Origin of the sequence: Pseudomonas fluorescens, from assembly GCF_001307155.1 — a bacterium.
Lineage (GTDB): Bacteria > Pseudomonadota > Gammaproteobacteria > Pseudomonadales > Pseudomonadaceae > Aquipseudomonas > Aquipseudomonas helvetica.
The window spans coordinates 6,141,399-6,164,062 of the sequence record NZ_CP012830.1; the positions used below are offsets into that span (position 1 = coordinate 6,141,399).

20 protein-coding genes and 1 tRNA gene are annotated in these 22,664 nt (G+C 61.0%); 4 read left to right on the forward strand and 17 right to left on the reverse strand.

Translation table 11 applies throughout. The features are described 5' to 3' along the window. The first annotated feature begins 10 nt into the window (after window positions 1-10). Window positions 11-859 (forward strand): phytanoyl-CoA dioxygenase family protein, encoded by an 849-nt coding sequence (locus tag AO353_RS28170; protein ID WP_203226143.1) that lies wholly within the window; start codon window positions 11-13, stop codon window positions 857-859. A gap of 42 nt (window positions 860-901) precedes the next feature. Here AO353_RS28170 and AO353_RS28175 read toward each other — a convergent pair whose 3' ends face one another. From AO353_RS28175 to AO353_RS28190, 4 genes are all read right to left on the reverse strand, one after another. After that, window positions 902-2,860, reverse strand: a complete 1,959-nt coding sequence (locus AO353_RS28175; RefSeq protein WP_054597927.1) for a methyl-accepting chemotaxis protein — start codon at window positions 2,858-2,860, stop codon at window positions 902-904. A 444-nt stretch (window positions 2,861-3,304) separates the two neighbouring features. Further along, window positions 3,305-3,379 (reverse strand) — tRNA-Gln (locus AO353_RS28180). Window positions 3,380-3,570: 191 nt separating this feature from the next. After that, window positions 3,571-4,224 carry a peroxiredoxin gene (locus AO353_RS28185; protein ID WP_054597928.1) on the reverse strand — a complete coding sequence of 218 codons (654 nt, stop codon included), beginning with the start codon at window positions 4,222-4,224 and terminating at the stop codon, window positions 3,571-3,573. A 163-nt stretch (window positions 4,225-4,387) separates the two neighbouring features. After that, on the reverse strand, window positions 4,388-5,401 hold the full coding sequence (locus tag AO353_RS28190) for a GlxA family transcriptional regulator (protein WP_173859951.1): 1,014 nt from the start codon (window positions 5,399-5,401) through the stop codon (window positions 4,388-4,390). Between the two features lie 309 nt (window positions 5,402-5,710). On the opposite strand from AO353_RS28190, the gene AO353_RS28195 reads away from it, so the two are divergent. Next, window positions 5,711-6,016: a hypothetical protein gene (locus AO353_RS28195; protein ID WP_054597930.1), complete on the forward strand. Its 306-nt coding sequence runs from the start codon at window positions 5,711-5,713 to the stop codon at window positions 6,014-6,016. A 100-nt stretch (window positions 6,017-6,116) separates the two neighbouring features. Beyond that, window positions 6,117-6,518 (forward strand): hypothetical protein, encoded by a 402-nt coding sequence (locus AO353_RS28200; RefSeq protein ID WP_054597931.1) that lies wholly within the window; start codon window positions 6,117-6,119, stop codon window positions 6,516-6,518. Between the two features lie 63 nt (window positions 6,519-6,581). On the opposite strand, the gene AO353_RS28205 is transcribed toward AO353_RS28200, so the two are convergent. From AO353_RS28205 to gabT, 3 genes are all read right to left on the reverse strand, one after another. Further along, a complete protein-coding gene (locus AO353_RS28205) occupies window positions 6,582-7,070 on the reverse strand; it encodes an Lrp/AsnC family transcriptional regulator (RefSeq protein ID WP_008055821.1) in 489 nt (162 codons plus the stop codon). A gap of 45 nt (window positions 7,071-7,115) precedes the next feature. Further along, a complete protein-coding gene (locus AO353_RS28210) occupies window positions 7,116-7,772 on the reverse strand; it encodes a 2-haloalkanoic acid dehalogenase (RefSeq protein WP_054597932.1) in 657 nt (218 codons plus the stop codon). A gap of 95 nt (window positions 7,773-7,867) precedes the next feature. Continuing rightward, the gene (gene gabT / locus AO353_RS28215) at window positions 7,868-9,160 is read right to left on the reverse strand and encodes a 4-aminobutyrate--2-oxoglutarate transaminase (RefSeq protein WP_054597933.1); all 1,293 of its coding nucleotides are present in this window, start codon (window positions 9,158-9,160) and stop codon (window positions 7,868-7,870) included. Window positions 9,161-9,432: 272 nt separating this feature from the next. Between gabT and AO353_RS28220 the strand changes: the two genes are divergently transcribed. After that, window positions 9,433-10,359, forward strand: a complete 927-nt coding sequence (locus AO353_RS28220) for a 2-hydroxyacid dehydrogenase (protein WP_054597934.1) — start codon at window positions 9,433-9,435, stop codon at window positions 10,357-10,359. Between the two features lie 57 nt (window positions 10,360-10,416). Here AO353_RS28220 and AO353_RS28225 read toward each other — a convergent pair whose 3' ends face one another. The 10 genes from AO353_RS28225 to AO353_RS28270 all read right to left on the reverse strand — a co-directional run bounded on the left by AO353_RS28225 (window position 10,417) and on the right by AO353_RS28270 (window position 22,591). Next, entirely contained in the window at window positions 10,417-11,496 is a 1,080-nt protein-coding gene (locus tag AO353_RS28225) for a tartrate dehydrogenase (RefSeq protein ID WP_054597935.1), read from the reverse strand. 26 nt (window positions 11,497-11,522) lie between these two features. Then, window positions 11,523-12,980, reverse strand: coding sequence for an NAD-dependent succinate-semialdehyde dehydrogenase (locus tag AO353_RS28230; protein ID WP_054597936.1), 1,458 nt, complete (start codon window positions 12,978-12,980; stop codon window positions 11,523-11,525). A 270-nt stretch (window positions 12,981-13,250) separates the two neighbouring features. Then, window positions 13,251-14,408 (reverse strand): acetylornithine deacetylase, encoded by a 1,158-nt coding sequence (gene argE / locus AO353_RS28235; protein ID WP_054597937.1) that lies wholly within the window; start codon window positions 14,406-14,408, stop codon window positions 13,251-13,253. Further along, window positions 14,405-15,559 (reverse strand): NAD(P)/FAD-dependent oxidoreductase, encoded by a 1,155-nt coding sequence (locus AO353_RS28240; protein WP_054597938.1) that lies wholly within the window; start codon window positions 15,557-15,559, stop codon window positions 14,405-14,407. Before AO353_RS28240 ends, argE begins: the two co-directional genes overlap by 4 nt. Beyond that, the gene (locus tag AO353_RS28245) at window positions 15,556-16,947 is read right to left on the reverse strand and encodes an NAD(P)/FAD-dependent oxidoreductase (protein ID WP_054597939.1); all 1,392 of its coding nucleotides are present in this window, start codon (window positions 16,945-16,947) and stop codon (window positions 15,556-15,558) included. Before AO353_RS28245 ends, AO353_RS28240 begins: the two co-directional genes overlap by 4 nt. Beyond that, on the reverse strand, window positions 16,929-17,237 hold the full coding sequence (locus tag AO353_RS28250; protein WP_054597940.1) for a (2Fe-2S)-binding protein: 309 nt from the start codon (window positions 17,235-17,237) through the stop codon (window positions 16,929-16,931). The genes AO353_RS28245 and AO353_RS28250 overlap by 19 nt, the downstream gene beginning before the upstream one ends. Beyond that, window positions 17,234-19,075 carry an ABC transporter ATP-binding protein gene (locus AO353_RS28255; RefSeq protein WP_054597941.1) on the reverse strand — a complete coding sequence of 614 codons (1,842 nt, stop codon included), beginning with the start codon at window positions 19,073-19,075 and terminating at the stop codon, window positions 17,234-17,236. Before AO353_RS28255 ends, AO353_RS28250 begins: the two co-directional genes overlap by 4 nt. Before the next feature lies 1 nt (window position 19,076). Next, window positions 19,077-19,952 carry an ABC transporter permease gene (locus AO353_RS28260; protein WP_054597942.1) on the reverse strand — a complete coding sequence of 292 codons (876 nt, stop codon included), beginning with the start codon at window positions 19,950-19,952 and terminating at the stop codon, window positions 19,077-19,079. Next, the gene (locus tag AO353_RS28265) at window positions 19,949-20,905 is read right to left on the reverse strand and encodes an ABC transporter permease (RefSeq protein WP_054597943.1); all 957 of its coding nucleotides are present in this window, start codon (window positions 20,903-20,905) and stop codon (window positions 19,949-19,951) included. The genes AO353_RS28260 and AO353_RS28265 overlap by 4 nt, the downstream gene beginning before the upstream one ends. 48 nt (window positions 20,906-20,953) lie before the next feature. Beyond that, a complete protein-coding gene (locus AO353_RS28270; RefSeq protein WP_054597944.1) occupies window positions 20,954-22,591 on the reverse strand; it encodes an ABC transporter substrate-binding protein in 1,638 nt (545 codons plus the stop codon). Between the last annotated feature and the right edge of the window lie 73 nt (window positions 22,592-22,664).

A 22,664-nucleotide genomic window follows, 5' to 3' on the forward strand; every position in this document is an offset into this window, starting at 1 on the left:
GGTAATCCCCATGAACGAAATGACTCAATGCGCTGAGCCTCGTCTTGCCGTCCCCGTCAGTGACGAGATTGTGCGCGCCTTCCAGACTCAGGGCGCGGTGTGCATCCGCAATGCGTTTTCTGCGCAGCAAATCAGCGAACTGACCCAAGGCATCGAATTGAACCTTGCCCATCCCAGCCCTCGCGCAAAAGTGGCGAGCAGCGCCAGCGACCCGGGATGGTTCTTCGAGGATTTTTGTAACTGGCAAGAGAATGAGCACTATCGCAAGTTCATTTTCAACTCCGCCATCGCGCCTATTGCTGCCGCCCTGTTGAACAGCCAACGCGTGCGCCTGCACCATGACCACTTGCTGGTCAAGGAGCCCAATACGCGCCAGCGCACGCCTTGGCATCAGGACCAGCCTTACTACAACATCAGTGGCTCGGACACCGTGAGCTTCTGGATTCCCGTCGATCCAGTGCCCAGGGAATCGACCCTCGAGTTTATAGCGGGTTCACACAAGGGCCCCTGGTTGATGCCTCGGTCTTTCATGGACAGCCAGGCCAAATGGTTTGCCGAGGGAACCCTGGACGAGCTACCGGACATCGAAAACCATCGCGAGGACTTTCCTATCCTGGGATGGGCATTATCGCCGGGCGACATGGTGTGTTTTAACATGTTGACCTTGCATGCCTCTGCCGGGGTCGGAGGACAAAACCGCCGCCGCGCGTTTTCAGTAAGGGTCATAGGCGATGACGTCCGGCATGCTCCCAGACCCTGGACCACCTCACCCGATTTCCCTGGACTGCGAGAGACCCTGGCACCCGATGCTCCTCTGGAGCACGCGCTGTTCCCGACACTTTGGCATCGCGGGATTTGAATCTCCGAGCGATGCATAACGACTGAGCGCCAGCGCCGACAGCTATAGACGGAAGCGCAGCACCAGGGCTTGCTGGTTGTTGGCTACTTGCTGCAGGTGCTCGCCGCTGCTGCGGGTATGTGCCGCATTGCGCCGGTTATCACGGGTCATGTCGTGCAAGCGGTGCATATGCTGATTCACCTCCTGTGTGGTTCCGGCCTGTTCGTTCGCAGCGACAGCGATCTGCACCGCGAGGGCGTGCACGCCTTGCAGGGAGTTATCCAACTGGCTGAGCGAGGTCAGCACGACCTGGGTTTCACGCTCCAGAGAATGCGCTTGTTCGGCCGAGGCCTGCATCGCCTGCAAGGCTTCGGTGGAAGAACTTTGCAAGGTGCTGGTGATGGCAACAATTTCTTCGGTGGCGCTGCTGGTGCGTTGGGCAAGGTTACGCACTTCATCGGCGACCACCGCAAAGCCACGGCCTTGTTCCCCGGCGCGCGCGGCTTCGATAGCGGCGTTGAGCGCTAGCAGATTGGTTTGTTCGGCAATGCCCCGGATCACCGCGAGCACGCTACCGATTTGCAGGGCGTCGCTGGTCAGGGTGTCGACCACTCTGCCCGCCCGACCGATGTCATTCAGCAGGCGTCCCTGCTGGCCGATCATCTGTTGCAAGGTGCCCTGCATCTCGCCAAAGGCACCCCGTGCGGCAGTACTGCCTTGTGCGCTGTCGGCAGCGTTGCGGGCGATGTCCTGCACGGTGCAGGACATTTGTTCGACGGCGCTGACAACCATTTCCAGCGACTCTTGCTGCAGATCGAGGCGTTCACTGGTTTGCCCGGCGGCACTTAGAATCTCGCTGCTGGCCTGACCAACGTCCTGGCTGGATTGGCGCAGACGCTCAATCACATCGCGCCAGGCCTGGGCCATTTCATGCAGGGCCAGCATCAAGCCCGCCTGTTGTTGGTGCTCGGTCGGCAGGTTCAGTTCGCCTGCGGCCAAGCGACGGGCCAGCACGGTCATATTGCTCGGTTCGCCGCCCAGCGGGCGCATCACACTGCGGCTGACCAGCCAGGTGGCGATGGCAACGGCGGCGACGGTCAGCAGGCCGAGCAGCAAGACCTGCCACATCAACTGACGTACCGGGGCAAATGCCTGGGTCTGATCCATTTCGGCAATCAGTGCCCAATGGTTGTCATCAAAGATGATGGGGACAAACACTTTCAGCGCAGTGTTACCGTCCAGCCCCGGTTCGGCGAGACGCCCCTGCTGGCCTGCCAGGGCATTGCTGACGGCACTGCCCGTGAGACCGGTTTGTGCATTGAGGCTGCGGTTGACCTGGCGTTCAGGGAAACGTGCCGAGTCCGAGCGCAAGCCGGCATCGCTACCGACCAGGTAGGTTTCGCCTTTTTCCCCCAGGCCCTGGCGGGTTTGCATCACGTTATTGAGCGGGGCGATGGGTAACTCCAGAACCAGGATCATTTGTTGCTCACCGTTCGACATGACGGGGGTGGCCAGATACTGGGTCGGCTCTTTACTCGATGGGTTGTACTGCAGGTCGCTGATCAACGGTTTTCCGCTATCGCGACTTTGCTTCACCAGACGCGCCAGCGAGGTGTCGCGCAGGCTGTCTTCACCGAGGTTGTGCTTTTCGTCACTGTCGCTCTGCACACTGAGCATGATGGTGCCATCGGGCATGATCAGTTTCAGCTCGCGATAGCCAAAGGTGCTGATGAAGTGTTGAAACATCGGGCGGTCGTAATGGGCGGTGCTGATCAGCGCGGTGTCGTCGAGTCCCTGGTAACTGTTGCTCAGGTTACTGGCCAGGGTGCTGATCTGGTTGCGCCGCTCCTGCCAGTTATCCAGCAATTGCTGCTGTTTGATATGGGCAACCGCCTCGAGGGCGTTCAGCGTCTGCTCGCGCAAGGCCGTACTGGCTTGTTGATAGACCGTAAAGGCCATGCCCAGAACCGGGATCAAACCGATCAGCAGGTAGCTTAGGGCTAATTTCAAGCGTAACGGCATGTTCAACGACTCCACGGGTAGAAGGGTTACAGATCAAGGCATCTGTAAAATATTCTGCAAGAACCGTGCAAATTACCGAACACACTGTTTTGTATCAGGCCACAACGTCTACCCTGATCTTCACTGACCTCGCGTAAATGCAGGCATTCGTGGCGCGTCAGATCCGAAAGATGACAAGCTCACCGGTGAGTTCGAGATAGCGGAGTGAGGTGTAAAGACAGCGTCGAAAACGACGACCAGGCATGCAGAAGGAGGAACAGCCAAGGGAGAAAGTGCAGTTGTCGGCATCGACGGGGAATATCTGGGTGCCGCTTCAGCCGATCATGTCGAATCAGCTGTCTGCCTTTGAGCAACGCTTTGAATAACGTCGCCCGGCAAAGACGCTCATCCCGAACTCGCGCAAAACCTGGCGGTTGAGGGAATACCTGGATGAACTTGGGAAAATGGCAGGGGCGGCTGGATTTGAACCAACGCATGGCAGGATCAAAACCTGCTGCCTTACCGCTTGGCGACGCCCCTGTAGCTGTTGCTGAAAGCCCCGTGAGGGCCTCTGCAAGAACGCGCGGAAATTTATCAACTTTTGTTTCGTCTGGGAAGCCCCCAAAGCACATAAATTGGTTTTAAAACAGCCACTTGCTTTTGATCGAATTAAACAACCCTCCCCTGCCCGAGCCTGAGGCAATCGTTGCAAGGGAGGGACGCCGAGTGAATTACTTCGGTTGCGCCACGGTGCGCAAATAGGGTTTCAACGTCTTGAAGCCCTGCGGGTATTTCTTCTTGGCTTCTTCGTCGGACACCGACGTGGGAATGATCACGTCCTCACCCGGACGCCAGTTCACCGGGGTGGCGACCGTGTGCTTGGCGTTTAATTGCAGCGAGTCGAGCAGGCGCAACACTTCATCGAAATTGCGTCCGGCACTCATTGGGTAGATCAGCATCGCCTTGACTTTCTTGTCCGGGCCGACGATGAACACGGAGCGCACCGTCGCGTTGTCCGCGGCAGTGCGTGAGCCGCCGCTGGCATTCGGGTGAATCATGTCGTAGAGCTTCGCCACGACCAGGTTTTCGTCGCCGATCATCGGATAATTGACCGCATGCCCCTGGGTCTCTTCGATGTCACCGAGCCAGGCCCGGTGGTCACTGACCGGGTCGACGCTGAGCCCGACTATCTTGGTGTTGCGCTTGTCGAACTCAGGCTTGAGTCCGGCCATATAACCGAGTTCAGTAGTACAGACAGGCGTGAAGTCCTTCGGATGCGAGAACAGGATCGCCCACTTGTCGCCAATCCACTCGTGGAAGTGGATCGGGCCTTCAGTACTTTCGGCAGTGAAGTCCGGTGCTTCATCGCCAATGCGAATTGCCATGTTCAATCTCCTTACAGTGACTGATAGGGAAGCTGTCAAAACCCTGACGGCGGGCCCGACGGCGTTGGGTGCCAGCGTTGGCCTGGCAACGCGAATCAGTATAGGAGACGTATCAAGACAGCCGTGACAATCGCTTGTCCCGGCCTCGCGGTGGCGTCGTTTTTCATTTGACCAGTCGCGTTTCCTTGGAGGGTCTGTATCCAAAGTACGAGCTATAGCATTTGCTGAAATGACTGGGTGAAACAAAACCGCAGGCCACCAGCACATCAACCTGAGACAGCTCGGTGTGTTGCAGCAGTCGCCGCGCCTCGGTGATCCGCAGCTCCATGTAATACCGTTGCGGCGTCGTGCCCAGTTGCTCCTTGAACAAGCGTTCGAGCTGTCGACGGGAACGACCGGCATAAACCGCCAGTTGTTCCAGCTCCAGCGGCTCTTCGAGGTTGGCATCCATCAGCTTGACCACCTCACGCAATGGCGCGCTCACACAGACATTTTCAGCTGGTTTGATACGCCGATAACGGGACTCCTCGAAAGCCAGAATGTCCTCGATACCCTCGACCAGCGCTTTATCGTGTAGCCCCTTGATCCAGTCCAGCGCCATATGGAATGCCCCCGCGGGACTGGAAGCGGTGAGCCGGTCTCGATCAATGACAAAAGCTTCGCTGGTGACATGCGTCGCCTTGGAAATTTCCGCGAGTGCGGGGCGATGTTCCGGGTGAATGGCGCATCGATATCCATCCAGCAAGCCAGCGCTGCCGAGGAACCAGGCGCCATTCCACAACCCCGCCAGACTCACGCCACGGTCTGCCGCTGCTCGCAACAGGCTGATCAGCTCATCAGTCGCCTTCAGTTCTGTCCTGTAGCCGCCACAAATGACCAACAGGTCCAGGTCTTGAATGGCTGAAGAATCGAAACGCGCATCCGGACGAATGACCAGGCCGAGATCACTGATGACCTCCCCGTCATTCAAGCCGAACGTTCGGGAAGCGAACAACCCGGGGCGTAGCAGATTCGCGGTAACAATCGTATCCAGCGCCTGGGTGAACGCGGGCAGCGAGAAATGCTCGAGCAGCAGAAATCCTGCCCGGGTCATTTGAGCCGTCTCGCTGGGATTCTCATTCAGATAGCGAAGGTTTTTCCCCTTCATGCCTCCGCTAAATTGGCGTCGTTCGATCAATGTTCGACCTACTCGGTTGCGTTAACCCACCGGTCATTTGGTGCGTCGGTAAAGCGCAATGCTAACCGTATAAGTTTCAACACCACCAGCACCATTATGCAACTGCTCAGGCAAGCTGAAAGCCGTGCAAAACGGGTGACATGATTCACTTTCAGCGCCACGACCGCCCGTAACCCCGGACGGGCGTCAGCTCATGCTTCGCTATGCTTAACCACACACCGCTGGAGCGGTCGAATACGAGCTTCGTTGCGTGAGCGCGAGGAGCAAAGGCAGGGAGATGAGGCAGCTATCTGAAAAGAGAATCGAATAATGAAAATGCTAATGATGGTCGAGTGCCCGAATGAACCCTTCAACGCGCTCGTCAGGGCCGGGAAGGTCGGCGAAGTCATCGGGCGAATCCTGGAAAGCATCAAACCGGAGGCTGCCTACTTTACCGAGCAGGATGGACTGCGCGGCGGGATTTTCCTGATCGACGTACAAGACTCCTCGCAGATCCCCAGCTTTGCAGAACCGTTCTTTCTCAACTTCGATGCCACCTGCAAGTTCCGTCTGGTCATGAGCCCACAAGACCTGCAAAGGGCCGGCCTGGAGGCACTCGGAAACACATGGGGCTGAGGGCGATCAGTGCGGGGTGGTTTTGTCCGCCCCACACCCTTATCGGGTCGCGACGAACCCGCTGGGCAATAGCGGTTGCCGATAGCTATGATTGGAGACCATGACAGCCTCTCTCCAGATTCGACAACCCTGCCCGCCCGGTGCCTGCGATTGCAGGCGCGAACAGTTGCTGGACATACCCAGCGCGGACTTGCGCATCCTGCACCTGACCCGCCAGGAGGAAAAGCGCCTGCTCGACCGGCTGGAGAATCTGCAGAGCCTGGCCGACCTCGAGCACATGCAGCGGCGGATGTACGAGCAGTTAGGCATTCGCGTGCACATCACCCCAAGCGTGCACGAAGTGCGAAGCATGCGCGGCATCGGTATTCAGCTTCTGGACCTGCCGGGGCTGTGCCGCAAAACCCGCCAGTCGATTCCGGCCGCCATTCGTCGCGGTCTGGAAAAACACCCCGAGATTGCCTACGAGCTGCTTAACGCTCACGACCTTTTGCGCGATGCCTGAAGTACCGCCCGGCGTGCGCCTCTTGCAAAGACGCAGCGGGCTCAAGCGTTTATGGAGAACGTCTCAATGGCGCAGCAATTTGCGCAGCGGCACGCCGTCCTTGAGCACGGGCGACTTGATGACGATGTAGCTGAAGTACTTGGAAATGCCGATGTTCTTGTCCAGCAGGCTTTCGATCACTTCCTGATAGTGCTGGATGCTGCGGGTCATGAAGCGCACCAGATAATCGTAGCCACCGCTGATCAGATGGCATTCGAGCACTTCATCCACCAGGCGGATATTGGACTCGAATTTGGCAAAGTCTTCGCGCTTGTGATCGCTCAGGGTGATCTCGGTGAACACCGTGACCGAGTCAGTGATCTTGGCCAGGTTCAAATGCGCCTTGTAACTCGAGATGTACCCGGCCGACTCCAGTCGCTTGACCCGTTGCAGGCACGGGCTGGCTGACAGCCCCACAGCATCGGCCAGGCTGACGTTGGTCATGCGCCCGTCTTTTTGCAACTCAACCAAGATGCTGATGTCGATCCGGTCCAGTTTCACTAAACCTTCCATTGCGTACCTCTTGATTGCCGTTTGTAGGACAATCTTCTAGCAAAATCAGCGCCGTAAAGACAGCTGATGCTGAGCCACCAGGTCAGCCATGCTGTTGATGCAGTAATCCGCCGCACACGACGTTGCAGGTTTTGCCCGCCCGCGACAAATCAGGCACACATCGCTGGCCGTCTGCCGACCGGCAGACGGTCGGGTCACTTGCAGGATCTCCCGGGCCTCAAGCCCATTGGCCTGTAACCAGTCCCGATCCAGCAAGGGATCACTGGCCAGTGAAATGAAGTCGTCGGGCATGACTCCCAAACGCTCACAGAGCAGCCCTCGATCTTCGGCATCCCGATCGCCCTGCACCAGCAAGCGATAGAACTTGCGCAGGTACAACATCGCGCCGGGCGCGTCTTCGAACAGCGACCAATTGGCCACCGAACGGGCAAAACTCATGCCCTCCTCCCAACTGGCTCGCAGCCCCCAGCGCTCGGCCAACTGACGATGGGCGAAACACAGCAAGCCACTAAAGCCCAGCTCACCGAAACGCGGGTAGAGCGCACGCACCACCTCGCCGTACTCGGCCAATACCTGTTCCTTGTCCGGACGACCGCCAAGGCTGTCGAGCAGCGGTTGCAGCGCCGTCCAGACTCCCGAATCGCGATCGACCAGGACTTCATCGCAATCGATGAGCAACGCTCGATAATCAGTCAGCCCCATGGTACGCCAAGCCTCCAATAATGCACTCCGTCACTCCATGCGCCATAAATGTTCACGGGCGGTACCTCGCGGTACCGCCCGACGCAGGCATGAACTCAGTTCAAGACGCGTGCCAATGCTGCTTCAAGAATCTGCAGCGCTTCGTCGATCTGATCTTCTGTTGTCACCAGCGGCGCAAGGAAGCGCAGCACGTTGCGGTAAACGCCGCATTTGATCACCAGCAGACCGCCCGCTCGGGCTTCGTCGATCAGCCGCTGATTCAGGTCCGCATCCGGGGTACGTGCGTCGTCATCCTTGATCAGTTCGATCGCCAGCATGAACCCGCTGCCGCGCACGTCGCCGATTTGCCGGTGACGGGCCTGCAAGCGCAGCAACCCCTGACGCAAACGCTCGCCCAAGGCGTCGCCACGCGCCAGCAGCTGTTCTTGCTCATAGGCGTCGATCACCGCCAGCGCTGCGGCGCATGACAACGCGTTACCGCCGTAAGTACCGCCCAGGCCACCAGGCAATGGCGCGTCCATGATCCCGGCCTTGCCGACCACACCTGACAACGGTAGACCACCGGCAAGACTTTTGGCGACAGTCACCAGGTCCGGCTGGATGCCGGCGTGCTGGAAGCCGAACCACTTGCCGGTACGGCCAAAACCGGTCTGGATTTCATCAAGAATCAGCACAATCCCGTGTTTTTCAGTGAGGGCACGCAGCGCCTGAAGGAACTCCGCCGGTGCCGAGAGGAAACCACCGTCGCCCTGGACCGGCTCAATGATGATTGCCGCAACCCGCTCAGGGGCAACCTGGGTGGCCAGCAACTCGTCCAGTGCCTTGAGCGCCATCTCGCTGCTGACGCCGCGATAGGCATTCGGGTACGGCGTGTGAAACACCTCCGGCGCGAACGGCCCGAAGTTCTGCTTGTACGGCTGGCTCATGCCGGTCAGCGTGGTGCCGAGCAAGGTGCGACCGTGAAACCCGCCACGAAACGCGATTACCGCCGAACGGTTGGTATGAGCGCGGGCGATCTTCACCGCGTTTTCCACGGCCTCGGCGCCAGAGGTAAAGAACGCCGCTTTGTACGCTTCGTTGCCGCCGATCATTTCGCACAGGCGCTGGGCCAGATCGAGATAAGGCTTATAGGCCACCACCTGAAAACATGCGTGGGAGACCTTTTGCAACTGGGCCTGCACCGCGGCGACCACCTTGGGGTGGTTATGGCCGATGTTCAGCACACCAATGCCGCCGACAAAATCCAGGTAGCGCTTGCCGTCCACGTCCCACAATTCGGCACCTTGGGCGCGATCGATCACCAACGGGTGAGCGGTAACCAGGCCACGTGGCACGAACTGATCGCGCTGACGGAGCAAATGAGGGGTTTCGTCGACTTTGCTGTTCATGGCATTTCCCATCGTGAGTCCGGCAACCGGGAGGTGGTTGCGATGGTGTTCAGGTTAAGGCTTGTGCGAAACGAACTACGCCGAACTTGCGCCCTGAGAAATTCGGATCGACTGTTTTCACCCCGTCAAACGGCAGATTCCTTCAGCCCGCCGAATCTGCCGGGGCATGCCTGATAGAAACAGGCGCGACGCGTTTAACCCGGCCCTTTCGACAGATCCTGCGTTGGCGTTGCGCGATGATGGACAGCCTCTTCACCCTTCAGGAAATGCCCATGGCCCTGCTTTATAAAGCTGACCCGGTACGCGGCGAACAGTGGAAGGCGCTGTTCGCCGAGCATGCCCCGGATATCGAATGGCGCGCCTGGCCGGACATCGGCGACCCCAAGGACATTCAGTACCTAGCCGCCTGGCAGGCACCGGATGATCTCGAGGTTCTACTGCCCAACCTGCGCGTGTTGTTTGCGTTGTCCGCCGGGGTCGATCAACTGGATCTGAATCGCCTGCCGACAAGCTTGCCGGTGGTGCGCCTGCTGGACCCTGGCATCACTCGCGGCATGTGCGAATACGCCAGTTTCGCGGTGCTCAGCCTGCACCGCGACATGTTGCGCTATCGCCAGCAACAAATGGCCCGGTGCTGGCAGGCTCACTTGCTGCAACCGGCAGCCAAGCGCCGGGTTGGCGTCATGGGCCTCGGGATCCAGGCCCGGCAGATTCTGGCGACCTTGCAGCCCCTGGGTTTTGCCTTGTCCGGCTGGGCGCGCAGTGCCCATCAAGTCCCGGGCGTCGCTTGTTATGCCGGTACCGAGCAGCTGCCAGCGTTCCTGGGTCAGTGCGACATTCTGTTGTGCGTACTGCCGCTGACCGATCAGACCCAAGGCATCCTCGACCACACGCTGTTCCAGCAACTGCCCCGTGGCGCGGCGCTGATCAACATGGGCCGTGGCGGGCATCTGGTGGAAAGTGATTTGCTCGAGGCGCTGGACAGCGGGCAGCTGAGCGGCGCGGTACTCGATGTGCTACAGGAGGAACCGGCACCGGTGGATCATCCGTTTTGGGACCATCCGCAGATTCTGCTGACCCCGCACATTGCGGCGATGACACAGCCGGAAAGTGCGTTTGGGGTGTTGTTGGAGAATATTCGGCGGTATGAGCGGGGGGAGAAAATGGTGGGTGAAGTTGATCGCATCCAAGGTTACTGACTAAAACACCACTGATCATTCCCACGCTCTGCGTGGGAACGATCAACATCAACAAACTCAAAGTCTGTCAGCAATCGCCTTTCCAACATCCTGAGTCGAGCCCTTCCCGCCCAGATCCGGCGTGATTGGCCCCTCGGCAATCACCCGCTCGATTGCCTGCAAAATCCCGTCATGCGCCGCGCGATAACGCTCATCACCGTTACCGAGGAAATCGAGCATCAATGCCCCGGACCAGATCATCGCAATCGGGTTGGCAATGTTTTGCCCATAGATATCCGGGGCCGAACCATGCACCGGCTCGAACAGCGACGGAAAACGCCGCTCGGGATCCAGGTTGGCCGACGGCGCAATGCCGATGGTGCCAGCACACGCCGGCCCGAGGTCGGAGAGAATGTCGCCGAACAGGTTCGACGCCACCACCACATCAAAGCGGTCTGGTTGCAGCACGAAACGCGCACACAGAATGTCGATGTGCTGTTTGTCCCAGGTGATCTCCGGGTACTGCGCGGCCATCAATGCGGTGCGCTCGTCCCAATACGGCATGCTGATGGAAATGCCGTTGGACTTGGTCGCCGCCGTCAGGCGTTTGCGCGGCCGGGTCTGGGCCAGGTCGAAGGCGAACTTGAGAATCCGGTCGACGCCGCGTCGGGTGAACACCGACTCTTGCAGCACGAATTCATGCTCGGTGCCTTCGAACATCTTGCCGCCGACCGAGGAATATTCACCCTCGGTGTTTTCACGAATCACCACGAAATCGATGTCCCCGGGCTTACGTCCGGCCAATGGACACGGCACGCCGGGGAATAACCGCACCGGGCGGATATTCACGTACTGGTCGAAATCCCGACGGAACTTCAGCAACGAACCCCACAGCGAAATGTGGTCCGGCACCTTGTCCGGCCAGCCCACGGCGCCGAAATAAATCGCGTCAAAACCCTTGAGCTGTTCGAACCAGTCGTCGGGCATCATCTGCCCGTGCTCCAGGTAATAATCGCAGTGCGCCCAGTCGAGCACCTCGATGCTCAACTCCAGCTGCCATTTCTTCGCGGCCTGCTCCAGGACTCGCAGCCCTTCGGGCAGGACTTCCTTGCCGATGCCATCGCCGGCAATCGCGGCGATTCTGAATGTCTTGCTCATCAATCGTGGCTCCCCGTGTCTGTGAGTTACAGCCCACCAATGTGGAAGGCTTTGACTTCAAGGTATTCATCCAGGCCGTACTTGCTGCCTTCACGGCCCAGGCCCGACTGCTTGATGCCGCCGAACGGGGCGACTTCCATGGAAATGATCCCGGTGTTGAGACCGACCATGCCGAACTCCAGCGCTTCGCCGAAACGCCACGAGCGGCGCAAGTCCTGAGTGAAATAGTAGGCGCCCAGGCCATAAGGCGTGGCATTGGCCAGCGCGAGTGCTTCGGCCTCCTCGGTAAAGCGCATTAACGGCGCCACCGGGCCGAAGGTTTCTTCGTTGGCCAGCAGCATGCCGGCGTGGGCATCGCCGAGTACCGTTGGCTGGACAAATTGACTGTCGCCCTCGGGAATACCGCCGCAGAGCAAGCGCGCGCCCTGGCTCAGGGCATCGTCGATATGCCGGGCGACTTTGCTCACTGCCGCCGGATTGATCAGCGGGCCGATGGTGACGTCGGCGTCGAGGCCGTTACCGACCTTGAGCTTGCCCACCTCCTCCACCAGCCGCTGGGCGAAGCGCTCGTAGATGCCGTCCTGCACCAGGATGCGGTTGGCACAGACGCAGGTCTGCCCGGCGTTGCGAAACTTGCTGAGCATGATGCCCGCCACCGCCTGCTCCAGGTCAGCATCGTCGAACACAATAAATGGCGCATTGCCGCCCAGCTCCAGGCTCAAGCGCTTGATGTGTTCGGCGCTCTGGCGCATCAGCAAGCGGCCCACCGCCGTTGAACCGGTGAAGGAAATCTTCCGTACGCTCGGGTTGCCAGTCAGCTCTTCACCGATGCCGGCGGGCATTCCGGTCAGCACGTTGAACACCCCGGCCGGGATGCCGACGCGCTCGGCCAGTACTGCCAGGGCCAGTGCCGACAATGGCGTCAGGTCCGAGGGTTTGACGATGATCGGACAACCCGCCGCCAAGGCCGGCGCGCACTTGCGGGTGATCATCGCGTTGGGGAAGTTCCACGGGGTGATGGCGGCGCAGACCCCCACCGGTTGCTTGAGGGTCAGCAGTCGGCGGTCGCCGCTGGGGGCCGGTATGGTTTCGCCGTAAACCCGGCGGGCCTCTTCGGCAAACCATTTGACGAAACCGGCGCCGTAGCGAATTTCGCCTTTGGCTTCGTTGAGCGGTTTGCCCTGCTCGCAAGTCATGATCAACGCGAGGTCATCGAGGTTGTCGATCATCGCCTGATACCAGCGCTCCAGCAGCGCCGCACGTTCGGCCGCCGGGCGGGCGCGCCAGGCTGGCCAGGCTTTTTCGGCGGCGTCGATGGCGCGACGGGTTTCCGTTCCTTGCATCGCCGGTACGCGGGCAAGCAACTGGCCGTTGGCCGGGTCGATAACGTCCAGCGTCGCGGCGTTGTCGGCGCCGATCCACTGCCCGTCGATGTAGGCGAGTTCTGCCAAAAGGCTTGGGTCTTTCAAACGATTCTTGAGCATGGTCGAGGTCCTGATCCGAGACACTTGCCAGTCTAGGGAGGTGCCTCGGAAGAGGATGCTGAAAGCGCCTTGAGGGCAGCGTCGGATGCTGAAAATCGCGGCGGGACGGCAGGCTCTACCGAAGGAGTTCGAGGAGCAGACAACCAACCCGCAACCCTGTGTGGATGCGGTGTGCCTGTCGAAATGGGATTGCAGGTTTCAGGGCCGCTTCGCGACCCAGCGGGGGCAAGCCCCCTCGCCACAGGGAATCGTATCGCCTGGGAATGATCATCACTGCTTCAGGGAACCGAGCAACCCCTCCAGAAACCGCTCCCCGGCCTCCATCTGGCTGATCTCGATGAACTCGTCCGGCTTGTGCGCCTGTTCGATCGAACCCGGTCCGCAGACCACCACCGGCACATCCAGGCGCTGCTTGAACAAACCGCCTTCGGTGCCGAACGAGACTTTGGCGGTGCCGGTATCCGGTGCGGCGAAGTTCTTCAGAAAGCGCACCGCTTCGACACTCGGATGGGTATCGAGCCCCGGATAGACGTTGAGGGTTTCGATCTCGATGTCCGCCACGCTGGAGAGCTTTTTGGCCTCGCGCACGATTACTTCCGCACGCGCTTGCATCTGCGTCAGGAACTGATCCAGATCGTCTGCCGGCAGGTTGCGTACTTCGAAATCCAGGGTGCAGAGGTTCGGCACGATGTTCAGCGCCTTGCCGCCGACAATCTGCCCGACATGCACCGTGCTGTAAGGCACGTCATAGTCCGTATCCTGAGCGCCCTGCTCTTGCAATTGCTGTTGGCTTTGACGCAACGCCGCGATGAAATCGCAGGCCACATGAATCGCATTGACCGAGCGCGGTGCCAGCGATGAGTGCGCCTCCAGGCCCCGGCAATACGTGCGATAAGAACCCTTGCCCTTGTGCCCCAGTACAAACTGCATGTTGGTCGGTTCGCCGATCAGGCACAAAAATGGCCGTACCGGCGCCAGGTGCAACACGTCGAGCAAACGCCGCACGCCGACGCAGCCGGTCTCTTCGTCATGGGACAGCGCCAGTTGCAGCGGTCGGCTCAACGAATGGTCGGCGGCGTCGAGCATGGCGTCGATGGCCAACGCGATAAAGCCCTTCATGTCGCAGCTGCCGCGACCGTAAATCCGCCCCTCCTGCACCGTCGCCTGAAACGCCGGAACGGTCCAGGCCTGGCCCGCTGCCGGGACCACGTCGGTGTGCCCGGACAGCAGAATCCCCGGCAACTCCTTAGGGCCGGTGCTGGCGAACAGATTGGCCTTCTTGCCTGTTTCATCCTTGACGATCAGCGACTCGATGCCCTTGCTCAGCAGCAGGTCGCGCACGTACTCGATCAAGGCCATATTCGACTCCGAAGACACGGTATCGAAGGCCATCAGCCGTTTGAGAATATCCAGTACACGGGGTTTCATGAGGCCTTGCTCCGTTGCTCGGCTGAAAGGGCGAACCGGCGAATGGAGAACGGCTCAATCGAAGTGTTGGTGCTGCCGGTGCTGATCAGTTCGGCCATCACGTCGCCGACGCCCGGGCCAAGCTGAAAGCCGTGACCGCAGAAGCCGAACGCGTAGAACAACCCGTCGACCGTACCGCTGCGGCCCATCACCGGCAGGGAATCGGGCATGTAACCTTCGATGCCGCTCCAGACGCGGATGATGTTCAGGTTGCCGACACCCGGCAGCAGGCGCCGCATCTGCTGGATCTGGTTGAGGATGCTGCGCGGCTCGACCTGGGCCCGACGGTTCAGCATGTCCGGCTTGCTGCGGTAGCCACCGCCGATGACGATGTTGCCGCGCGGGATCTGCCGGAAGTAAATCACTTCCTCGGGAATTTTCGTGTACACGCCGATCACCGTTGGCAAGGCGTACGGCACCGGCTCGGTCACGGCCATTTGCGGGCCGTGAGTGTCCAGCGGCACCGGTTCGCCGAACTGCGCCGACAGCTTCTGGCCCCAGGCACCGGCGGTAATCAGCAACTGTTCGGCGCTGAACTGGCGACCATCGGTGGTGGTGACGGTGAACTCACCGCCAACCTTTTGCACTTCGGCGACTTCGGTCTGCTCTTCGATCCGCGCACCGAGACGCCGTGCGGCGCGGGCAAACGCCGGGGCCGCCAGACGCGGGTTGGCATGGCCGTCGTGGGGCGCGTAGGAACCGCCCTTCACATCCGGTCCAAGAAACGGAAAACGCTGGTGCAGTTCGGCGCCGCGATAGATTTTCAGGTCCAGTTGCGCCGCCTCGGGAGCGGCGGCGTAGGCCTCCAGTTCGGCGATTTCGTCTTCGCGGTAGCACACGCGCATGTGCCCACTGGCGATGAATTCGAGGTCGTCGTCGATCAACTCCGGCAAGCGTTTCCACAACGCCCAGGAACGGTTGGCCAATTCCAGTTGCCCGAGGAATCGCCCCTGGCGCCGGACGTTGCCGAAGTTCACGCCGCTGGCGTACTGACCGATCTGGTCGCGCTCCAGCAAGATCACCGACTGCCCGCGCTGGCGCAGGAAAAACGCCGCCGCCGAGCCCATCAGGCCGCCCCCGACAATCACCACATCGGCCTTCTGTAGCGTCATGGCGACACCTCCTCGGTGAGCATCGAAAGCGGTTTGACCGGCGCCTGACCACGCTGGCGACCGACCAGTTGCACATTGACGCCGGCCGCAGCGGCAATCACCTCGGCCCCCGCCTGGGAGCAATAACGGCCCTGGCAGCGGCCCATGCCGACCCGGCTGAACGCCTTGGCCCGATTGACTTCACAGGCGCCCTTTTCGCTGACGGTGCGACGCAATTCGCCGGCGCTGATCATTTCGCAGCGGCAGACAATGGCCGAGTCGGGCAAGGCCTTGGCTTGTTCGGCAGGCCAGGGAAACGCCTGGGCCAGGCCGAGACGAAACTGGTCCATCAGCGCCAGGGCGCGGCGTTGTTCGTCGCGTAATCCGGCGTCCACCGGCTGGTGCAGATCCTCCAGCAGCGCCATGGCCACCAGGCGCCCGGCGTGCTCGGCGGCATCCGCACCACGAATTTTCGAGCCATCGCCGGCGGCATACACACCATTCACCGAGGTCCGGCCTTCTTCATCGGTGGCCAGCCACCATTGACTGGACGCCTCATCGAAGCGCAAACGGCAACCGGCCAGATCCGCCAGTTGGGTTTCCGGGCGCAGGTGATAACCCAGCGCCACGGCATCGCACTCAACGGTCAATGTCTTGCCTTCGGCGGTCCGCACCCGCACACCACTGACACCGCGCTGGGCATCGCCCAGCACTTGCAACGGAGAAATCCCCAGGTGCACCGGGATCTTCGCCCGGTACAGCTGCGCCAACAGTTTCATCCCGGTGAACAGCACTCCGGGGCGCGCCAGCAGTTTCGGCAAGGCGCCGATGCGCTTGCTCAGCGGCGAAGTGTCGAGCACCGCCGCCACGTTGGCACCAGCCTTGAGGTATTGGCTGGCGACCAGGTACAACAACGGCCCGCTGCCCATGAACACCACGCGATGACCAATCGACACCGCCTGGGATTTGAGCGCGATCTGCGCGCCACCGAGGCTGTAGGTGCCCGCCAGTTGCCAGCCTTCGATCGGCATCAAGCGGTCGGTGGCGCCGGTGCAGAGGATCAGCGCGTCGTAATCAACCGTCGAGTGTTTGCCCTGGCTGACGCAGCACAGTTGCCCCGGTGTAAGGTTCCACACCAGCGTGTCCGGGCGGTAGTCGATCAACCCGCGCAAGCGGTCGAAGCTTTGGTGCAAGTCTTTGGCCTTGGCCGCTTCGGTACCGTACAGCGTCGCGTAATCGCGGGTAAATCCTTCTGGTTGGCGACGGTAGATCTGCCCGCCATCGCGACGATTTTCATCGATCAGGATCGGTTTGCAGCCCGCCGCCAGCAAGGTTTCGGCGCAGCGAATGCCGGCCGGCCCGGCGCCGACGATCACCACTCGATGAGTGCTCAGCCGTGCAGTGGCCATATCGCCTCCGGTTGTGTGGTGATGATATCCAGCCCTTCACGGACTTCGTTGGAACAGGCACGCAGCCGTTCGCCGCTGCGGGTCCAGACCCAGCAATCCTGACAGGCGCCCATCAGGCAAAAACCGGCCCGCCGGCCCGAGTCGAACTCCGACTGACGCAGCGCCGAACCCTGGGTCAGCAACGCGACCATCAGCGTGTCGCCCTGCAACGCCTCGATGGGTGTGCCGTCCACCGTCAATTTGACGGTCGGCCGGCCCTGCTCGGCCAGCCTCACAAAACGCCCCTTCATGCATAGGCTCCCTGAATCATGCTGTTCAAATCCTGCTGGGTTTTCAGCAGCTCGGCACTGTCGTGGTGACAAAGGATTTCACTGCCGCCGACAAGCGTCCGGCGGTTTGGCGCGGTGCGATTGCACAAACCGTCGACCCGTACCGGGCAGCGATTGAGGAACGTGCACAGCTCCGGCACGTTGGCTTTGGCACCGATCGGCGGCAGCGTGCCGCAGGTGGTGCCGCAGTTCTCCAGCCAGCCCTGACGCAGCTCCGGCACCGAATGAATCAACAGGTCGGTGTACGGATGGAAAGGCGCCTGGGCAAACGACTGTCGACTACCCTCCTGCACCTTGTAGCCGCTGTACATCACCACGATGTCGTCGCACAGCGCGCGCACGGTGGAGATGTCGTGGCTGATGAACAGATACGACACCCCCAGCTCCTGACGCAGGTCGCGCAGCAGTTCAAGAATCGCCGCGCCGACCACCGTATCCAGCGCCGAAGTCACTTCATCGCAGAGGATCAGGTCCGGCTTGGCCGCCAGTGCGCGAGCCAGGTTGACCCGTTGCTTTTGCCCGCCGGAGAGTTCATTCGGCCGACGCTCGGCCAGGCTCCGCGGCAAGCGCACCAGGTCCAGCAGTTCGCCGATACGCTCGCGCAAGGCGGCGCCCTTGAGGCCGAAATACATTTTCAGCGGCCGGCTCAGAATGGTGCTGATGCTGTGCATCGGATTGAGCGCGGTGTCAGCGTTCTGGAAGACCATTTGAATGCGCCGGAATTGTTCATCGGTACGCTCGGACAGGCTGCCGCCCAGTGGCTGACCATCAAAGGTCAGGCCACCCAACGCCGGCGTCAGCAACCCGGCCACCACCCGCGCCAGGGTCGACTTGCCGGAACCCGATTCACCGATCACGCCGATGGCCTGGCCCCTGCGCACCGTCAGGTCGATGTCTTCCAGCACGCGGATCGACGGCATGCCTTGGGTGTTTTTGTTGCCATAGCCGGCGGTCAAACCTTTGATGGTCAGCAGTGGCTGATCTTCGGCCACACCGCAGGGCGGGCGGATCGTTGTATCCGGGCGCGCCGCCGCCAGCAGGCTACGGGTGTATTCATGGGCCGGGCCTTTGAGCAAGGGCGCGGTGGCGCTCTGTTCGAAGATCTGGCCGCCATTGAGCACCACAATCTGATCGGCCATCTGCGCTACCACGGCCAGGTCGTGGGACACATAGACTGCCGTCGCCCCACGCTCACGTACCACCCGCTTGAAAGCGCGCAGCACGTCGATTTGAGTGGTCACATCGAGCGCGGTGGTCGGCTCGTCGAGCACCACCAGCAACGGATCGCTGATCAGCGCCATCGCCGCCATCACCCGCTGCAGCTGTCCGCCGGACACTTGGTGCGGATAGCGTTGGCCGATGTGTTCAGGGTCCGGCAGGGCCAGGTCGCGGAACAGCTCGATGGCTTTGGCTTCGAGCACGGTCCGGTTGCCCAGGCCATGAATCAACGCGCCCTCCACCACTTGGTCGATGAGTTTTTTCGCCGGGTTGAACGCCGCCGCAGCGCTTTGCGCGATATACGACACACGGTTCCCGCGCAGGCCTTGCAGTTCGCGTTCGCTCAACGCCAGCATGTCGTGTTCGCCGACCTGCACCACGCCGCCGGCCAACCGGCAACCGCGCCGGGCGTAACCGAGCAGCGCCAGGGCGATGGTGGTCTTGCCGGAGCCCGACTCACCGATCAGCGCCAGCACTTCGCCTTTTTCCAGGGAGAAGCTCACGCCCTTGACGATTTCTACTTCGCCGCGTTCGCCACAGGCGACCACGCGCAGGTCCTGGACCCGAATCAATTCACTCATTTCAATGCCCCCCCGTACGTCGACTACGTCGGGACGACAGTCTGTCGATAAACAGATTCACGCCAATGGTCAGGGTGCCGATGGCCAGCGCCGGAATCACGATGGCCGGCGCGCCCTGATTGAGGCCGCCAATGTTTTCGCGCACCAGCGACCCGAGGTCGGCATCCGGCGGTTGCACGCCCAGGCCGAGGAAGCTCATGCCGCTGAGCAACAACACAATGAAACCGAAACGCAGCCCCAGGTCAGTCAGCACCGGGTTGAGCATGTTGGGCAGGATTTCCACACAGGCGATATACAGCCGGCGTTCGCCACGGGTTCGGGCCACTTGCACGTACTCCAGCGCTTCGATGTTCACCGCCATGCTGCGGGCAATGCGGAACGCGCCGGGGGTGAAACTCAGCACCGCAGTGCAGATCAGCAACGTCACCGAAGAACCGAAGGCCGAGACCATGATCAGCGCCAGCATCTTGCTCGGGATCGAAATGAACGCGTCCATCAAGCGGCTGATGATTTCATCCAGCCATTTCGGCGAAACCACCGACAACAGTGCGCAGCTGGTGCCCAGACCGCTGGCCAGCACGGCGGCAACCAGCGCCAGGCCGACCGTGAAACGGGCGCCGACGAGGATTCGGCTGAGCATGTCGCGGCCCAGGTAATCGGTGCCAAAGGGGTACGCTGCACTCAGGCTATCGAAGACATTGTCGGAGACCACTTCACCGACCGGGTGCGGCGCCAGCCACGGGCCGAAGACCGCCACCAGCAACCAGATAAAACACATCGCTGCCCCGACCAGACCCAGCCAGGATGGCCCGTTTGACACCTTGCCAACCGACAGGTCGGGGGTCACAGGCATCGATTTCACAATGAGCTTGTTCATTGGTTTCTCAGCCTTGGATTGGAAAGAATCGCGCACAGGTCGGCAATCAGCACCAACCCCAGGTACGCCGTGCAAAACAGCATGGTGCAGGCCTGGACCAGCGCCATGTCACGGTTGGTCACCGCATCGACCATCAGGCTGGCGATGCCGGGATAGTTGAAGATCGTCTCGACGATCACCACCCCGCCCAGCAGGTAGGACAGACTCAAGGCGATGGCATTGGCAATCGGCCCGATGGCATTGGGCAAGGCATGACGCAGGACGATCCGCACCGGGCTCACGCCTTTGAGCCGGGCCATTTCCACATACGGGCTATCGAGTTGATCGATCACCGCCGCCCGGGTCATGCGCGCCATTTGCGCAACGATCACGCAGCAGAGCGTCATCACCGGCAAGGCGTACGTGCGTAGAAATTGCAGCGGTGAAGTGATGTCGCTGGCATAGGACAGCGCCGACAACCAGCCCAGGTTCACCGCAAAAATCAGCACCGCCAGCGTTGCCACCAAAAACTCCGGTACGGCGACCATCGCCAGGGTGACAAAGCTGAGAAAGCTGTCGATGCGCCCGCCCCGGCCCATGGCCGAACCGATGCCCAGAATCAGCGCCACCGGCACTGACACCAGCGCCGTGGCGGCCGCCAGCATCAGCGTGTTGGGCACCCGACCGGCCATCAAGTCGCTGACCGGCATAGCGTTGGAGACCGACAGGCCCATGTCGCCGCTGAGCAGGCTCATCAACCAGTGCAGGTAACGCAACACACCGGGCTGATCGAGCCCCAGTTTCAGCCGCAGTGCCGCCACCTGTTCCGGCGTGGCGAACTGCCCGAGGGCCTGTTGTGCCGCGTCCCCCGGCAGTACCGCCGTGATGGCGAAAACCACCATGGAGACGATCAACAAGGTCACGATCGCGGCGCCCATACGCCGGCCGATCAACCACAGTGTGTTGCTATTCATCGCCCTGTTCTCCTGCAATGTTGCTACGGCACAAACCTCGTCGGCGCATCAAGCATCCAGCCAGACCTGCTCGGCGAACATGTAGCCCATGAAGCCGCCCAACGGGTTGCTGCCATAGCCTTTGACGCGCTGGTCGACGCCGTCGATGTTGCTGATGAACACCGGGATGCCGATACCGCAGTGGTCATGCGCCAGGGTCTGCATGTCCGCGTACATCTTGCTGCGCTTGGCGTCGTCGGTTTCCGCCCGGGCGAGCATCAGCAACTGGTCGAACTGGTCGTTCTTCCAGCCCGATTCGTTCCACGGCGCGCTCGACTGGAAGAACTGCGAAAACATCACGTCGGCGTTCGGCCGCGGGTTGATGTTGCCGAAGCTCAACGGGTGCTTCATCCAGTGGTTGGACCAGTAGCCGTCGCTGGGCAGGCGGTTGACGTCGAGCTTGAGCCCGGCCTGTTTCGCCGATTGCTGCAGCAGCACGGCGATGTCCACCGAACCGGTCGCCGCAGGTGATGCCACCAGCGGCATGTTGATGCTGTCCATGCCGGCCTTCTTCAGCAGGAACTTGGCTTTCTCCGGGTCGTAGACGGTCTGCGGCAGGTCAGCGTTGTAGTAGCGCGAACCGGGGGCAATCGGATGGTCGTTACCGACCACTGCAAAACCACGGAACACCGCGGATTTGATCTGCTCGCGGTCCATCAGGTACTTCATGGCCTGGGTGAATTCCGCGCTTTTGCCGGGCATCTGATCCTGACGGATGATCAAGTCGGTGTAGTTGCCCGAGGGCGCATCGACGACGCGGTGACCGGCGCTGGCCTTGATTCGCGTGGTGGAGCGCGGGTTGACCTCGTTGATCATGTGCACGTCGCCCGACAGCAGCGCGTTGACCCGCGATGGCTCGTCGGCAATGGCGATGAACTCGATCTCGTCCAGGTAAGGCAGGCCCGGTTTCCAGTAGCCGGTATTGCGCGCAGCAATCGAACGCACGCCCGGTTTGAATTCCTTGACCTTGAACGGCCCGGTACCGATGCCCTGATTGAAGTCGGTGGTGCCTTCGGGAACGATCAGCAGGTGCGACACGGCCAGGATCGACGGCAGTTCGGCGTTCGGCGCGCTCAGGCGGATCTGTACTTCATTGGGGCCAGTGGCCTTGATCTCGGCGAACTGCTCCATCAGCGGCATGACCTTGGAACCGGTCAGCGGGTCCTTGTGCCGCGACAGCGAGAACACCACGTCGGCCGCGCTCAGGGTTTTGCCGTTGTGGAAGGTCACGTCCTTGCGCAGGGTGATGGTCCACAGCGTGGCATCAGTGTTGTCGATGCGCTCGGCCAGCTCCAGTTGCGGCACCAGATGGCTGTCGAAACGGGTCAAGCCGTTGTAGAACATATAGTGGCGCACGTAGTCGGTGGACAGCGCACCCTTGGCCGGGTCCAGGGTATCGGCGGTGGAGCTGGACATGCCGGCGACGCGAATCCGTCCGCCCGGCTTGCCTTTGCCGGGGCTTGCGGCTTCGTCGGCGAACAGTTTGCCGGCGGCGCCGAACAGGCTGCCGGCGCCCGCTGCAGCCACCCCGGCGACACCGAGCAATTGCAACGCGTTGCGGCGCGACATGCCGCGATTGAGGCCTTCGAAGACTCTCAGGCTTTCCTGGCCGGAGATCAGTTTGGAGTCGATCTTGTTATCAGTCATATCTGTTGTACCTGTCGATAAAGAGAAGGCTCGAGTGTTCCGGTTGACCGGAACGTCCTGGAAACGCAAACGA

Bases quoted from the DNA above. Each gene is read 5' to 3' on its own strand.
- AO353_RS28170 (WP_203226143.1), top strand. From the start codon at position 11: ATGAACGAAATGACTCAATGCGCTGAGCCTCGTCTTGCCGTCCCCGTC.
- AO353_RS28175 (WP_054597927.1), bottom strand. From the start codon at position 2,860: ATGCCGTTACGCTTGAAATTAGCCCTAAGCTACCTGCTGATCGGTTTG.
- AO353_RS28185 (WP_054597928.1), bottom strand. From the start codon at position 4,224: ATGGCAATTCGCATTGGCGATGAAGCACCGGACTTCACTGCCGAAAGT.
- AO353_RS28195 (WP_054597930.1), top strand. From the start codon at position 5,711: ATGAAAATGCTAATGATGGTCGAGTGCCCGAATGAACCCTTCAACGCG.
- AO353_RS28200 (WP_054597931.1), top strand. From the start codon at position 6,117: ATGACAGCCTCTCTCCAGATTCGACAACCCTGCCCGCCCGGTGCCTGC.
- AO353_RS28205 (WP_008055821.1), bottom strand. From the start codon at position 7,070: ATGGAAGGTTTAGTGAAACTGGACCGGATCGACATCAGCATCTTGGTT.
- AO353_RS28210 (WP_054597932.1), bottom strand. From the start codon at position 7,772: ATGGGGCTGACTGATTATCGAGCGTTGCTCATCGATTGCGATGAAGTC.
- gabT (WP_054597933.1), bottom strand. From the start codon at position 9,160: ATGAACAGCAAAGTCGACGAAACCCCTCATTTGCTCCGTCAGCGCGAT.
- AO353_RS28220 (WP_054597934.1), top strand. From the start codon at position 9,433: ATGGCCCTGCTTTATAAAGCTGACCCGGTACGCGGCGAACAGTGGAAG.
- AO353_RS28225 (WP_054597935.1), bottom strand. From the start codon at position 11,496: ATGAGCAAGACATTCAGAATCGCCGCGATTGCCGGCGATGGCATCGGC.
- AO353_RS28230 (WP_054597936.1), bottom strand. From the start codon at position 12,980: ATGCTCAAGAATCGTTTGAAAGACCCAAGCCTTTTGGCAGAACTCGCC.
- argE (WP_054597937.1), bottom strand. From the start codon at position 14,408: ATGAAACCCCGTGTACTGGATATTCTCAAACGGCTGATGGCCTTCGAT.
- AO353_RS28240 (WP_054597938.1), bottom strand. From the start codon at position 15,559: ATGACGCTACAGAAGGCCGATGTGGTGATTGTCGGGGGCGGCCTGATG.
- AO353_RS28245 (WP_054597939.1), bottom strand. From the start codon at position 16,947: ATGGCCACTGCACGGCTGAGCACTCATCGAGTGGTGATCGTCGGCGCC.
- AO353_RS28250 (WP_054597940.1), bottom strand. From the start codon at position 17,237: ATGAAGGGGCGTTTTGTGAGGCTGGCCGAGCAGGGCCGGCCGACCGTC.
- AO353_RS28255 (WP_054597941.1), bottom strand. From the start codon at position 19,075: ATGAGTGAATTGATTCGGGTCCAGGACCTGCGCGTGGTCGCCTGTGGC.
- AO353_RS28260 (WP_054597942.1), bottom strand. From the start codon at position 19,952: ATGAACAAGCTCATTGTGAAATCGATGCCTGTGACCCCCGACCTGTCG.
- AO353_RS28265 (WP_054597943.1), bottom strand. From the start codon at position 20,905: ATGAATAGCAACACACTGTGGTTGATCGGCCGGCGTATGGGCGCCGCG.
- AO353_RS28270 (WP_054597944.1), bottom strand. From the start codon at position 22,591: ATGACTGATAACAAGATCGACTCCAAACTGATCTCCGGCCAGGAAAGC.